This window comes from Aquimarina sp. 433, from assembly GCF_054054605.1.
Genome location: NZ_JBSWZK010000008.1, coordinates 135,377 through 149,813, shown reverse-complemented (window position 1 = coordinate 149,813; position 14,437 = coordinate 135,377). Strand labels below are relative to the sequence as shown.

At 32.1% G+C, this 14,437-nt stretch carries 10 protein-coding genes; 5 read left to right on the top strand and 5 right to left on the bottom strand.

The genetic code is table 11. From position 1 onward, the window contains the following. Positions 1 to 165 precede the first annotated feature (165 nt). The 3 genes from ACWNT5_RS16730 to ACWNT5_RS16720 all read left to right on the top strand — a co-directional run bounded on the left by ACWNT5_RS16730 (position 166) and on the right by ACWNT5_RS16720 (position 2,558). The gene (locus ACWNT5_RS16730) at positions 166 to 1,008 is read left to right on the top strand and encodes a 1,4-dihydroxy-2-naphthoyl-CoA synthase (RefSeq protein ID WP_299896175.1); all 843 of its coding nucleotides are present in this window, start codon (positions 166 to 168) and stop codon (positions 1,006 to 1,008) included. Between the two features lie 93 nt (positions 1,009 to 1,101). Next, positions 1,102 to 1,893 (top strand): hypothetical protein, encoded by a 792-nt coding sequence (locus ACWNT5_RS16725; protein WP_456517985.1) that lies wholly within the window; start codon positions 1,102 to 1,104, stop codon positions 1,891 to 1,893. A 50-nt stretch (positions 1,894 to 1,943) separates the two neighbouring features. Then, a complete protein-coding gene (locus ACWNT5_RS16720; RefSeq protein WP_299601936.1) occupies positions 1,944 to 2,558 on the top strand; it encodes a hypothetical protein in 615 nt (204 codons plus the stop codon). A gap of 19 nt (positions 2,559 to 2,577) precedes the next feature. Here the strand turns inward: ACWNT5_RS16720 and ACWNT5_RS16715 are convergent, their stop codons facing one another. Further along, positions 2,578 to 4,992 carry an alpha-ketoacid dehydrogenase subunit alpha/beta gene (locus ACWNT5_RS16715; protein ID WP_456517984.1) on the bottom strand — a complete coding sequence of 805 codons (2,415 nt, stop codon included), beginning with the start codon at positions 4,990 to 4,992 and terminating at the stop codon, positions 2,578 to 2,580. Between the two features lie 324 nt (positions 4,993 to 5,316). Here ACWNT5_RS16715 and ACWNT5_RS16710 point away from each other — a divergent pair, with 324 nt between their 5' ends. After that, on the top strand, positions 5,317 to 6,024 hold the full coding sequence (locus ACWNT5_RS16710) for a hypothetical protein (protein ID WP_299601931.1): 708 nt from the start codon (positions 5,317 to 5,319) through the stop codon (positions 6,022 to 6,024). A gap of 29 nt (positions 6,025 to 6,053) precedes the next feature. On the opposite strand, the gene ACWNT5_RS16705 is transcribed toward ACWNT5_RS16710, so the two are convergent. The 4 genes from ACWNT5_RS16705 to uvrA all read right to left on the bottom strand — a co-directional run bounded on the left by ACWNT5_RS16705 (position 6,054) and on the right by uvrA (position 13,756). Further along, a complete protein-coding gene (locus tag ACWNT5_RS16705) occupies positions 6,054 to 8,879 on the bottom strand; it encodes a metalloprotease (RefSeq protein WP_456517983.1) in 2,826 nt (941 codons plus the stop codon). Continuing rightward, positions 8,876 to 10,126 (bottom strand): T9SS type A sorting domain-containing protein, encoded by a 1,251-nt coding sequence (locus tag ACWNT5_RS16700; RefSeq protein WP_456517982.1) that lies wholly within the window; start codon positions 10,124 to 10,126, stop codon positions 8,876 to 8,878. Before ACWNT5_RS16700 ends, ACWNT5_RS16705 begins: the two co-directional genes overlap by 4 nt. A gap of 33 nt (positions 10,127 to 10,159) precedes the next feature. Continuing rightward, on the bottom strand, positions 10,160 to 10,849 hold the full coding sequence (locus tag ACWNT5_RS16695; protein ID WP_456517981.1) for an LOG family protein: 690 nt from the start codon (positions 10,847 to 10,849) through the stop codon (positions 10,160 to 10,162). Between the two features lie 69 nt (positions 10,850 to 10,918). Next, positions 10,919 to 13,756, bottom strand: coding sequence for an excinuclease ABC subunit UvrA (gene uvrA, locus ACWNT5_RS16690; RefSeq protein ID WP_456517980.1), 2,838 nt, complete (start codon positions 13,754 to 13,756; stop codon positions 10,919 to 10,921). A 153-nt stretch (positions 13,757 to 13,909) separates the two neighbouring features. On the opposite strand from uvrA, the gene ACWNT5_RS16685 reads away from it, so the two are divergent. Next, positions 13,910 to 14,434: a hypothetical protein gene (locus ACWNT5_RS16685; RefSeq protein ID WP_299601916.1), complete on the top strand. Its 525-nt coding sequence runs from the start codon at positions 13,910 to 13,912 to the stop codon at positions 14,432 to 14,434. Positions 14,435 to 14,437 lie beyond the last annotated feature (3 nt).

Genomic DNA, 14,437 nt, shown 5'->3' with positions numbered 1-14,437 from the left:
CTATAATTATCTGTTGCTGACTAAATTATCAAAAATCGTGCAAATCTGTTGTTAATTTACATAAAAGATATAAAAATATTGCTGTTTTAACTTGATTTAACTAAGCTAATGATATAGCTTGATACAATATATTGTATTATTTTTGATAGCGCTAAAAAAAATATAATGAGTTCAATAAACTGGAAAACTGCAAAAGAATATCAAGATATAACTTACAAAAAATCAAATGGTGTCGCTAGGATAGCATTCAATCGACCAAATGTTAGAAATGCTTTTAGACCAAATACTACTAGTGAATTATATGATGCATTTTATGATGCACAAGAAGATACTTCTATAGGTGTAGTATTACTTTCTGCAGAAGGTCCTTCTACAAAAGATGGTGTTTATAGTTTTTGTAGTGGAGGAGATCAAAAAGCCAGAGGTCACCAAGGATATGTTGGGCAAGATGGTATGCATAGGCTAAATATCTTGGAAGTACAACGTTTGATCCGTTTTATGCCTAAGGTAGTTATTGCTGTAGTACCAGGATGGGCAGTAGGTGGTGGTCATAGTTTACATGTGGTTTGTGATCTTACGCTTGCTAGTAAAGAGCATGCAATTTTTAAACAAACCGATGCAGATGTAACAAGTTTTGATGGAGGTTATGGATCTGCTTATCTAGCGAAAATGGTAGGTCAGAAAAAAGCTCGCGAAATATTCTTTTTAGGAAGAAATTATTCTGCTCAAGAAGCTTATGAAATGGGTATGGTAAATGCGGTTATTCCTCATGATGAATTAGAAGATACTGCATACCAATGGGCTCAGGAAATTTTAGAAAAATCTCCTACGTCTATAAAAATGTTGAAATTTGCTATGAATTTAACAGATGATGGAATGGTTGGCCAGCAGGTATTTGCTGGAGAGGCAACTAGATTAGCATATATGACAGAAGAAGCTAAAGAAGGGAGAGATGCATTCTTAGAAAAAAGAAAACCTAATTTCAAAGATATAAAGTGGATACCTTAAGATTATTAGGTATATAGATGAATCGATAAAAGCATATGAAGAGAACATTTTTGTAATTAATTTATTTTCAGGTAATTAATAAAATTTAAACGTGTGAAAGATAAAGAAGACGAATTACTATCAGTACAATATAGAATTGAAAAATCTGGTATGAAGCAGCAAAAGCTGGAAAATCGTCTTGTAACTATTTCGGATGAGTTAAAGAGGAGTAAAAGAAATAGTTTGATATTCATGATCTTCTTTTTGCTTGTAATTGCTGGAATGTCTTTCGGTATGTATTATTTGAGTAAAGATGATTCAAAATTCATTTCTGATGAAAGTGTGGATGCTAAAGCAGATATGGATAGGATTCAACAGATGAATGATTCTCTAAAAGATGAATTAACTAAATTAAAATCTGATATTTTAATCTACAAGCAAAACTTAAAAACAGGTTCAGACGATATAGAAGATGTCATGCTTTCTGATAGTTTAAATTTGGTTGATTCTACAAATACAAAAAAGAAAAAATACACAAAACAACATTGCTACGTAAAAAGAGTATTTAGGAATAATGGAGTTATTTTTATAGAAGCTGATTTTATTGAATTTTATAAAGGAAAGAAAGCCGTTAAAAAAGCGAAAGAAAATAATGATGCAGAATATGATATAGACAAGAATGGTGATACTTTATATTTTTTGTATAATAACTATTATGTGTCTAACTTAAATACAAAGTTGAGGAGGTTAGAATTAAATGATAAAGTTCGTATTCAGAACTTGAATCAAATTTCTAAAGGATTTCCTCTAAAAGCTTTTGAGAAGATTATTTCTGATAATCCTATTATGGTGTTAGAGATGCAAGATGGTATTGTGTATAGGATTACTAAGCAGAAATTACCCTGATATGAATTAGAACCTAATAAACCTATAATTTTAGTTAATACCCAGTAAAGATGCCAGACATTAAAAATGAAGATCTTTTATCACTGCACTATCAGATAGAAAAGGCTGAAGTAGAGCAGCGTAAATTAGAGGATCTTTTAAATGAAAGATCTGCTGAACTAAAAAGAAATCGGGCATCTAAGTTTATGTTTAAAGTATTGTGCTCGGTCTTATTGATCTCTACAATAGCATTAATTATTTATGTAGTATTTTGGGTGAGCGATGAAACTCCTATCGTAAAAGTTAATAATAAAGAATTCTCTTCTTTTCAATCTGAAATTAATGGGCTCAAAAATGAATTGAACCAGTTAAAAAATGAGCAAACGCAGATTAATGAATTAAAAGATTTGTATTTGTTTAGAGATTTAATAAAAAAAGACACAGTATATTCTGTTCAAATTCAAACATTTACAGATAATAAGATTACATCTATTTCAGAAAAATATACTAATACACTAATTTATACAGATACGTCTTTCTATAAATTTAGCCTAGGAATTTTTGAGACATTAAAAGAAGCTCAAGAATTCAGGAAAATTCTTCTTAGATCTAGTGTAATCGACAAAAATATCTTCGTTATTTCCTATGCTGATGGAAAACGCATACGAATCGAGGATCCTTTTTAGTATACTTATAATCTGTTCGTTATCTTAGCTTAGGGAAATTAGCAGGATTTACTTCATTCATTATATCGTATACTTTTTCAAAGATATCTTCAGAAGAAGGTTTACTGAAATAATCACCATCAGTTCCAAAAGCTGGTCTGTGTGGTTGAGCACTTAATGTTTGTGGTTCACTATCTAAATACTGATAGATGTTTTGCTCATCTATTAATTTATGTAAAATATAACCAGTAGCACCTCCAGGAACATCTTCATCAATAACTAAAACTCTATTTGTTTTCGCGATACTTTTAACGATATCATGATTTAAATCAAAAGGAATCAGAGATTGCACATCGATTACTTCTGCATTAATACCTACAGAAAGTAATTCTTTAGCTGCCTGTTCCACAAGTCGTAAAGTAGAGCCATAGGATACTAAGGTAATATCTGTACCTTCTTTTATGGTTTCTACTACACCTAATGGTGTTCTTATTTCCGATAGGTTAGAAGGCATTTTTTCTTTAAGACGATATCCATTTAAACATTCTACTACCACTGCAGGTTCGTCACTATCTAATAGTGTGTTATAAAAACCAGCTGCTTTAGTCATATTTCTTGGAACTAAAATATGGATACCTCTTAATAAATGTATGAGTCCACCCATTTGTGAACCACTATGCCAAATTCCTTCTAATCTATGGCCTCTTGTTCTTACGATTAGTGGAGCTTTTTGTTTAGCAAATGTTCTATATCGTAGGGTTGCTAGATCATCACTTAATCCCTGTATACAGTATAAAATATAATCTAGGTACTGAATTTCAGCAATTGGTCTAAGTCCTCTCATTGCCATTCCAATTCCCTGACCAATAATGGTAGCCTCTCTAATCCCAGCATCAGAAACTCTAATTTCACCAAATTTTTGTTGTAAACCTTCTAAACCTTGATTTACATCTCCGATTTTACCACTATCTTCTCCAAATATTAAGGATTCAGGAACTCTACTGAATATCTGATCAAAGTTATCTCTAAGGATAACACGTGCGTCAACTTCTTCAGCATTTTCTGAGTACTCAGGTTTTACTTCTTTTATATTAGTAGCATTACTATCAAAATCGTTGTAGAGATGATCACTGTATTTTGGTTGAATTTCATCAATATAATTATTGACCCAATTTTGTAATGCAGTTTTTTCTGGGTAATTCTCTTTTACAATAAAGCGTAGTGCTTTTCTCGTTGCTTCTAATATATCTTTACGGATGGGTTCATCCTTTTCTGCTAATGTTGTAATAAGTGGAGTAATAAAATTCTTATTAGCACTTTTGCTTTCAACTGCTTTTAGTACTCCTAATGCTTGTTGCTGTTCTTCCTTTATTTCAGAAAGATATGCGTTCCAAGCAGCAGTTTTTCCTTTTCTAACTTCTTTCTTACAGGACTTTTCTAATTCAAGCAATTCTTCTGCAGTAGCAATATTATGCTCTATAATCCATTCCTTGAATTTTTTATTACAATCGTGCTCACGTTCCCAATTAAGTCGTTCTTCGCTCTTATATCTCTCATGCGAACCAGAAGTAGAATGTCCTTGCGGTTGTGTTAATTCTTTTACATGAATTATGACAGGAATATGTTGTTCTCTTGCTAAATCTTCAGCGGTTTCATAGGCTTCCACCAATGCTGGGTAATCCCAACCATTTACAACAATAATCTCGTATCCTTCATGTTTCTCGTCGCGTCTAAATCCTTCAAGGATCAAAGAGATATTTTCTTTTGTTGTTTGATGTTTTGCATGTACCGAAATACCATATTCATCGTCCCAAATGCTAATCACCATAGGAACTTGTAAAACTCCACCAGCATTTACAGTTTCCCAAAAAAGTCCTTCACTAGTACTTGCGTTTCCAATAGTTCCCCAAGCAACTTCATTTCCATTGATAGAAAAGTTCGTAAAGTCTGCAACACTTTTTTCGTTACGATATACTTTAGACGCTTGTGCTAATCCAAGAAGTCTAGGCATCTGACCAGCAGTAGGAGAGATATCGGAACTTGAATTTTTTTGTTGTGTTAAGTTTTTCCAGGTTCCATCTTCATTAAGACTATGAGTTGCAAAATGACCACCCATCTGTCTTCCAGCAGCAAAAGGTTCTTTCTCTATATCTGTGTGTGCATAGAGTCCTGCAAAAAACTCTTCGATGCTATATTGATGAATAGCCATCATAAAAGTTTGATCTCGATAGTATCCTGATCTGAAATCACCATCGCGAAAAACTCTTGCCATTGCCAATTGAGGTAATTCTTTACCTCCACCAAAAATTCCGAATTTAGACTTTCCTGTGAGTACTTCTCGTCGTCCTAACAAACTACACTCTCTACTGATTAAAGCTACTTTGTAATCTCTAAGTATTTGATTTCTATATTCTTCGAAAGAAATATTAGGTGTAATAGTTGTTTCAGGCTGCATGTGAACGATTTTTTACGGTGTGCAAATTTAGCCAAAAATAAGACCAATTCCAAGATTTGAAGTCTTAAATTTATTAAGGATAATTCAGTTAATTAACTTTTTTGTTATTGAATTCTTTTTTTGGGTTGTTTTTTTAAGATTGAATTAACAAATATTCAAAATTTTCACATTTGAAAGTTCCATTTTTATTTATAGGGTTTATAAGTATTTTCTTTCATTAATCAGAAAAAAAAGTATAACTTAGAATCGAAATGCAATAGACAACTTCACAATATGAAGTATAGTAATACTTTGTTATTGTGAATTTCATAAACATTATTTTTTTTGAAGAAAAACAACCCAACCGATATATTATTCTATATTTCATTTGCTATTGTTGCAGTAATAGCGGGTTTTTTCGATAAGAAATATTTAGTTTTTGCGTTACCCATAATGATAATTTCTATAGGAATCGGTTACGTTAAAAATGTTGAAAAGGTTAATATTTGGTATATCATCAGTTTATTATCAATGATTGTTTGTGATATTTTGATTTATTCTGATTTCGTGGGTAATTTTTCAATTATATGTTTACTCACTGCATGCTATTTTCTCATGTGTTCTCTCGCTTTAAGGAAATATGTAGCTTTTAGAGCTATTACTAAGAATACTTTTTGGTCAATACCACTTATTGTAAGTGCTGCGCTTATCGCTTATTTGATCGTATCTATATTTAATTTATTGGTTGATATGGTTAAGGACGCTATTTTGGAAGTAGTTATATGTTTGTTTTTTTCTACAACGCACATATTAATTTCTTACATGATTTATAAACGGGATACCTATAAAGAGGCTTTTAAATTAATAGTGGTTTCTTGTTTGTGTATTTTTATAGTATCACTGCTTCCCATAAACGAAATGTTTTATTCCAATAACATTTTTACTGTTTTGGTTAACATTGCTCATGTGTTGAGTTTATATTTATTCATGCAGTTTCTGATAAAAACGCATCCCGAAAAGGATGTTACAGAAAAGACTAAGAAGTATTTGTAATTTCTTGATCTATACTCTGATAATTGGGTTTAGTACCATTCTCTTGTAAAGAGTCCAATTAATGTTTGTGGACTGAGTGTAATTATAAACCGGATTTTTTCATCATAGTTTGGTTGATTAATTTCAAAACCATTATTAGAAACAACAGGGAAGAAGAGTTCAAAATAATCTGCTACTAAGCTTACTCGCACTCCCGCATCGTAGACAAATTTAGGTGATACACCTCGATTTTTTACAAAACCTACATCTCCATAAGCATAAATCCAATTCCAAATATTGGTATTCGCATTTAGCGTAGTGATCCATTGATTTGCAAAAGGATAGTCTAATTGAGATTTGAAACCACCTTCAGCTATGATTATTTGTTGACTTACCAAGCCTGTTTCTTCACTACGTCCTAAATAGCTAAAATCAAAAAGATAATCGGTAGGTCGATCTAGTGCAAAACTGAAGAAATCACCATCTCTTTCGGTATCATTAAATATAAAAGCACCAGCAAATAACCTAAGATTTAATTGTCTATTGTTTAGAAAAACCTTTCTATAGTTTATGGTTGTTGATACTTTACTAAAGTTTTTGGCTAGCTGATAATCAATTATGTAAGAATTGAAATCTAAAAGATTAAAATCAGAATATCTGTATCTTACATTAAAAACACTGTAGTCTGGTGTTTCTACTGGATTGTTTTCGGCTCGATCTCTAAATACGTTTACGCTTCTAATGGATAATCTTTGTGTTTCATTTGATCTTAAATCCTCAGGCCTCCAAAGGAAATTTACGGAAGGAGAAAAACGTCTAAATAATAAATCTGGAGCATAACTAAACGTACTTCCACTAAAAGCGTAGCGAATCTGGTATAATCCGTAATCCGCTATTTGATCTCTATATTGAAAAAATGCCGAACCAATTAATTTCTTCGAAAGAAAACCATAACTAGGAGTAATCCTATAATCAAAATCTCTTCTAATAAAGGTTTTATTATAAAATTTGGATCCAATAGTAAGTCCGTCATAAACATTAAACTCAAATTCTGGAATATAAAAAATCTGGCTTCGAGTGGGATCTTCTACATCTTGTAAAAACCTTAATTGAATAGGTTTATTAAAAAGGCCTTTTATATTTCTATGATTATTTCTTCTATTTACTTCAGGAATGTTTTGATCATAATCCAAAACCAATTTATCAATATCTTCATTAGCTATTTTTACCTTTTTCTTTCCAACGATATTAGTAACCCAAGTTTTAGAAACTAATTGACCATCTCTTAAACCTGCTATGGAGACAGGCATTGCATTGTTTCTTTTATTTTTTATAGTAATCTCAAGTGAGTCTTTCCTTTTTTTGACGGACTTAATCTTAAAATCTAATTTTTCATTAGTAGGAATAAAATCTTCAAAAAACCAGTCGATATTTTTAGGAGTCAGGCTATTTAATAGTTTTTCAAATTCTTTAGAAGAGGTAAGCTTTAAAGTATTATTCGTATAGAATTGTCTAACAGCGTCTTCCAGGATATTGTCGTCTTCTAAATAGTCTTCCAAATATTTAAAACCGACTCCAGCCTTATAAGCATTTGCAATATTACTATTAAATTTCACTAATTTATCTTGTGGTTCTGTGAGTGGTTGATCTAGGAATAACCTAGCCATATTTTTATATCCTAGAAAATATTGATCATTAAAATCCAAGTCTGCTGCGTGAAACCATCGTATTCCTATAATTTTACTTAAACTACCTATGATTTTCATATCAGGATAATACTGATCGGTATATGCCATCATTATATATATATGAATGGCATCTTTTATCCAGGCGTCGTATCTAGGGTTTACAAGTAAGGTTTTTTCTAGATATGCTTCGGTGATCGATTTTAATTGCTTGATTTCATATTGAAAACCATCAGGAAATGGTCTAAGAATATCAGGAAGTTGATTTAGACCATAAACTGGATTATTCTTATAGTCGTTTTCAGAAACTAATATTTTATCAAATGGATAGGGGCCAAGACGGTCTTCTAAAAACTTTATGATTCTTTTAGAAGCTACACTCTTCATATCTGGCATTAAATCATTATCGTCGATGTTGCTAATGAGTTTTACACCATTCATTTTAAAATCATAAAATGAATTTGTTTGTTCTAAGTAAAGGTTTACTTCGTTTCTATTTTTTCCGGTTAGTTGTATAGTTTTATTTTCTTCGTTATCAGAAATAAGTTCATTTTGATCTAATTCACTGGTAAGGCTATAGTTGCTAGGAAAGGTGAAATTAATCTGAAAGTCAGCTATTGGAGCATATAGATCATCTAGGTTTTTATGACTATATACTTGCCAATCTTCATTATGTACTGCAGGAACTATATACCAGTACTTTAAACTAAAATCTCCATTTTTATGGTATCCATATCTAGTAAATTTTTCACTAGGTAATTTTACTTTATATTCAAGGTTAAATACAAAGCTTTCTCCAGGAAGGAGTTCATTATCAATAGTAAGCCTGATGATATCTGGTAGTTTATTATAACGCTCAAAAGTAAGACTATTTCCAGATACATCTGTAATAGCTGCTATAGCGGTAGCACCACGTTCGTAGTCTTTTGCAAAATAAAATCGTTTAAGGAAATCTTCGGAAAAACGCTCACCAAGTGGTGTAGTCTTGCTTTCAAAACTGTTTGCCCAGTCATGTAACAAGATTTCCTTTAAAGATTTGTTAGATGTGTTTTTGTAAGTAATCTGCTGATTAATGGTTATAACTTTACTTTCCGCATCTAGGGCAGCATCGATACGGATATCATGCTGTGCTGTTGCAACTTGCAGTATAAAAAAGCTTGTTATTATATGATATATCCTAGAAAGATTCAATTTTTCTTTACAAATTTAATCGTATTACTGCGAACGTTTACTGGAATAAGATAATACATACCATTACTTAAATCTTCTACAGAAATTGTAGTAGTGCCAGTTCCATTCGCGGAAAATGTTTTCAATTTTTGCCCTAAAGTATTATATATTTCAAAATTTATTGATTCCGAATTGTTACTTATTTGTAAAGATAGTATGTCCTCAATTATAGTACCACTATTTAATTGAATTACATTAGAAACCTCTTCAAAATCAGGTGTAGTAAGAAGTTGTTGATTCGTTTGTAATTCCATAACTACTGGTAAATGATCACTCATATCATATAAGGCTTCTCTTAAATTACTATCATAAACACCAGTGCAGTCTACATCATCAATTCTCTGATTGTAGCAATTTCCATTATTACCAAAAGAAAAATAGGAGTTTGGAACATACCCTAATTCATCATTATCTATCATGTTTTCAGAGACTAAGATAAAGTCGAAACGGTCATCTAGGCCACCACCGCTTCCGAACTCTCCGAATTCATCACTACTGATTCTCGTACTTTGTGTATGAATACTGGTAAAATTACTGTTACTGCTCCAATCACCAGGTGCGTTTATGGGATCAACTAAAGTAATTTTATTATTAGCATCTAATAATTCTTCATACGCAGGTTCATCGGAAGAATATAAGTTTAGATCTCCAGCAAAAATGACATACGCGTTTTCATCTAAATTACTATAGTTGTCTATAAATTCTTCTACCATATCCAGACGTTTCACTTCATTTTCAACACCTCTACTAGCTTTTAGATGACAAACGAATACTTCAATAGTAATTGGATTGTTTACCTGATCATCAGAAATAAGTTCTAATGTATACCAGTTGATGTCTCTTATAGTAGTAGTGATTCTTTGACTTTGTAGTAATTCAAACTTTTGATTATTGTAATATAATAATTGATGTAATTCTACATCAGAATTAGAAAAATTACTTAAAAATGGAGCACTGGAATAATTGTTAGTATCATCATTTAAGGAATTGTCTAATATTTCTTTTCCACCTTCTTCAGTTTCTAGTTCGCAAATCATGAATATATCAGGTTCATAACTATCGATAATAGTTTCCAGAATTTCTTCGCGATTTGTTGGAGGCGCCGCAGGGTAATTAAGGACATTATAAAACATAGTTTTAATCGTCTCTTGTCCTAGCGATAATTGGATGAAAAAAAATGTAAAAAGGGGTATGATTATTTTTTTCATTTTGAGTTTGTTGAGTTTGTGTGAAAAGTTTTTTTAGAAGTTCGGACTTAAATTATATTGCGCATAGAACTTATCTAAAATATCTAATACTTCATCTGGCGTATCTACAACATGAATTAAGTCTAGATCTCCAGGACTAATATTTCCGAATTTATCTAATAGCGTAGCTTTTATCCAATCTATTAATCCTCCCCAAAACTCAGAACCTACTAATATGATCGGGAAAACTGCTATTTTTTTAGTCTGAATTAACGTAATCGCTTCAAAAAGTTCATCTAATGTTCCGAATCCACCTGGCATTACTACAAAACCTTGTGAATATTTTACAAACATTACTTTACGAACAAAGAAGTAATCAAAGTCTAAACTTTTATCACTATCGATATATGGATTGTCATGTTGCTCGAATGGCAAATCAATATTTAGTCCTACAGAGGTTCCACCTCCTAAATGAGCACCTTTATTACCTGCTTCCATGATTCCAGGTCCACCACCTGTAATAACTCCATAACCATGTTCAACTATTTTCTGAGCTACATCTACAGCCAATTGGTAATATTTATTATCAGTCTTAGTTCTTGCGGATCCAAAAATGGATACACAAGGACCAATTTTACTCATTTTTTCAAAACCATTTACAAATTCTCCCATGATCTTAAAAATTGCCCATGAGTCATTTGTTTTTATTTCATTCCATCCTTTATGACGTTGTTCTTTTCTCATATTTTGTAATTTATAGGAAATGCTTTTCGCAAATATCCTTATGATTGGTTGTTGTTTTATTTGTTGTTATTATGCCTGCTCCAGTTCTTTCCTTAGAAACTTAGCAGTATAGCTTTTTTTATTCTTTATTACTTCTTCTGGTGTTCCTTTTGCAATTACCTGACCACCATTTTTGCCTCCTTCATAGCCAATATCGATAATGTAATCAGCCATTTTAACTACATCTAGATTGTGTTCAATGATAAGAACAGTATTACCTTTGTCGACTAATTCGTTTAATACTTCCATTAAAACTCTAATATCTTCAAAATGAAGACCCGTAGTAGGTTCATCTAGAATGTAAAATGTATTTCCGGTATCTCTTTTAGATAATTCTGTAGCAAGTTTGATTCGCTGTGCTTCACCACCAGATAATGTCGTAGATTGTTGCCCAAGCGTTATGTATCCCAACCCCACACTTCTAATGGTTTTGAGTTTTCTGAAAATTTTCGGAATATGTTCAAAAAAATCACAAGCTTCATTAATCGTCATTTCCAATACATCAGAAATCGATTTACCTTTATATCGTATTTCTAATGTTTCTCTATTGAATCTTTTTCCCTGACACGTTTCGCATTCTACATAAACATCTGGTAAGAAATTCATTTCAATAACTCTTAAACCACCACCTTTGCAGGTTTCACATCTTCCTCCAGCAACATTAAAACTAAATCGCCCTGGTTTGTAACCACGAATCATAGCTTCTGGCGTCTTAGCAAATAAACTTCGAATTTCCGAAAATACACCGGTATATGTAGCAGGGTTGGAGCGTGGAGTTCTTCCGATTGGTGATTGATTAATATCAATTACCTTGTCTGCATGTTCTAAGCCTGTAATTTTCTTGTATGGCATTGGTTTTTTAACCCCATTAAAATAGTAAGCATTTAAAATAGGGTATAGGGTTTCATTTATAAGTGTAGATTTACCACTACCTGATACACCAGTAACAGCAATCATTTTTCCTAATGGAATATCAATAGAAACATTTTTAAGATTATTTCCTGTTGCGCCCTTTAACGAAATCTTTTTACCATTTCCTTTTCTTCGTTTAGCAGGAACTTTGATTTGCTTTTTACCACTTAGATAGTCTGCAGTTAAAGTTGTGTGGTTTTTAAGGCTATCAGGATTACCTTCACTAATTATTTCACCACCATGTTTTCCTGCTCGTGGTCCAATATCGATAACATGATCGGCACGCTCTATCATATCTTTGTCGTGTTCAACTACAATAACAGAGTTACCAATATCTCTTAGTTGAACAAGTGAATTGATTAGCTTTTCATTATCTCGTTGATGTAATCCGATACTCGGTTCATCCAAAATGTATAGAACCCCAACCAATTGAGATCCTATCTGTGTGGCTAAGCGAATACGTTGTGCCTCTCCACCAGAAAGTGATTTACTACTTCTGTTAAGCGACAAGTATGTTAATCCTACATCTAGTAAAAATTGTAAACGTGCATTGATCTCTTTTAAAATCTCACCGGAAATTTGTAGTTGCTTTTCGCTTAATTTTTTAGGAAGTTTTTGAAACCATTCTGCAAGTTCGCTAATATCCATTGTAGCAAGATCCGCAATACTTTTTCCCTCAACTTTAAAGTACAAAGATTCTTTTCTTAATCTAGACCCATTACATTCTGGACATTCGATATTATCCATAAAATCTTTAGCCCATCTTCTTAAAGAAGTAGAATCGTTATTGTTGTAAGTGTTTTCTATGAACGTAGCAATACCTTCAAAATCAATTTTGTATTCTCTAGTGACACCCAGTGTTTTGCTATCTACGCTAAACTTTTCCTTTCCACCATACAAAATGATCTGCATCGCTTCTTCTGGAATATCTTTTATAGGGTCACTCAACTTAAACCCAAAACGTTGAGCAATTAGTTCTAACTGCTTAAATATCCAATTATTTTTTTGTGGTCCTTGAGGTACTAAACCTCCATTTTTAATGGATTTAGTATTATCTGGAATTATTTTTTTGATATTTACTTCATACAGATTTCCAATACCGTTACATTTCGGACAAGCACCTTTAGGCGAATTAAAAGAGAAATTATTGGGTTCTGGATTCGGGTATGAAATTCCACTAGAAGGACACATTAAACTTCTACTGAAGAAACGAGCTTCATCAGAACCTTGCTCAATCACCATTAAGACATCATCTCCGTGATACATCGCAGTATTAATAGTTTCCATCAAGCGTTTAGAATTATCTACGTCGTTGGTAACGGCTAAACGATCAATTACGATTTCGATGTCATGGGTTTTGTATCGATCTAGCTTCATACCTTTGGTGATATCTTTGATTTCTCCATCGGTACGAACTTTTACAAATCCTTGTTTAGCTATTTGTTCAAAGAGTTCGCGATAATGTCCTTTTCTGGACCTAATAACAGGGGCGAGAATATTAATTTTTTTTCCTTCAAAGTCTTTAAGGATAAGATCTTTGATCTGCTCATCACTATAACTGACCATCTTCTCACCAGTATTGTAACTATAAGCATCACTTCCTCGAGCAAATAGAAGTCTCAAAAAATCATAAATCTCAGTGATAGTACCCACAGTACTTCTTGGGCTCTTGCTAGTGGTTTTTTGTTCAATGGCAATTACAGGAGAGAGTCCATCGATTTTATCTACATCAGGTCTTTCCAGACTACCAAGAAACTGTCGGGCATAAGCGGAAAACGTTTCTATATATCGTCGTTGCCCTTCGGCATAAATAGTGTCAAACGCTAAAGACGACTTACCGGATCCAGAAAGCCCAGTAATTACTACCAACTTTTCTCTAGGTATAGTAACATCGATATTTTTTAAATTATGAACTCTAGCTCCTAAAACTTCAATATTTTCCTCTGATACTGCCATAAAAATTTAACCAAGATTGCAAATGTAGTTATTTGTGTTGTGTTAGTAAAATTGGGTTAGCTTTTACAATTGTTAAATAGCTGTTATAATTTCTAAATAAAGACAGAACTAAATTTTGATACTTTTTATATTTTAGCTTAAAACATAAATTATATGATATTAGGAATAGGCTCCAGAATTAAACATCCTACTTATGGATTGGGTGTTGTTACTAATGTAACCTCAAAAATGTATTGGGTAACTTTTATTGAAAATGGATTAGAAACTATAGATGTAGACGAAGATTTTGAAGTCATCGATGGTGTAGAAGATGAAGTTGATACGATTAGTTTTTATGAAGTAGAAAGAACATTCCGAGAATTATTAAAAAGATATAGCGATATTTCTGAAATAGTACCAATAGCTGATAAATGGAAAGGTGGGAAAATAATATTAGAACCAGCAGATACAAATCTTGCTTCTAAAGAAATTCCAATCGATACATTTTTTCATAAAATTGTGATGGTACGAGATCGAATTCGTGTGATGGAACAAAAGATTAACAGTTCTAAAGCAATTGATGATCAGGATAAAATTGATTTACAACAGTATATCACAAGAATGTATGGTAGTCTAACTACATTTAACGTGCTTTTTAAAAATAAATCTCAACAATTTGTTGGTAGCAGTAAAAAGTAAATG

Excerpts from the sequence above, each read along its gene's own strand:
- ACWNT5_RS16730 (WP_299896175.1), top strand. The coding sequence starts at position 166 with ATGAGTTCAATAAACTGGAAAACTGCAAAAGAATATCAAGATATAACT.
- ACWNT5_RS16720 (WP_299601936.1), top strand. The coding sequence starts at position 1,944 with ATGCCAGACATTAAAAATGAAGATCTTTTATCACTGCACTATCAGATA.
- ACWNT5_RS16715 (WP_456517984.1), bottom strand. The coding sequence starts at position 4,992 with ATGCAGCCTGAAACAACTATTACACCTAATATTTCTTTCGAAGAATAT.
- ACWNT5_RS16700 (WP_456517982.1), bottom strand. The coding sequence starts at position 10,126 with ATGAAAAAAATAATCATACCCCTTTTTACATTTTTTTTCATCCAATTA.
- ACWNT5_RS16695 (WP_456517981.1), bottom strand. The coding sequence starts at position 10,849 with ATGAGAAAAGAACAACGTCATAAAGGATGGAATGAAATAAAAACAAAT.
- uvrA (WP_456517980.1), bottom strand. The coding sequence starts at position 13,756 with ATGGCAGTATCAGAGGAAAATATTGAAGTTTTAGGAGCTAGAGTTCAT.
- ACWNT5_RS16685 (WP_299601916.1), top strand. The coding sequence starts at position 13,910 with ATGATATTAGGAATAGGCTCCAGAATTAAACATCCTACTTATGGATTG.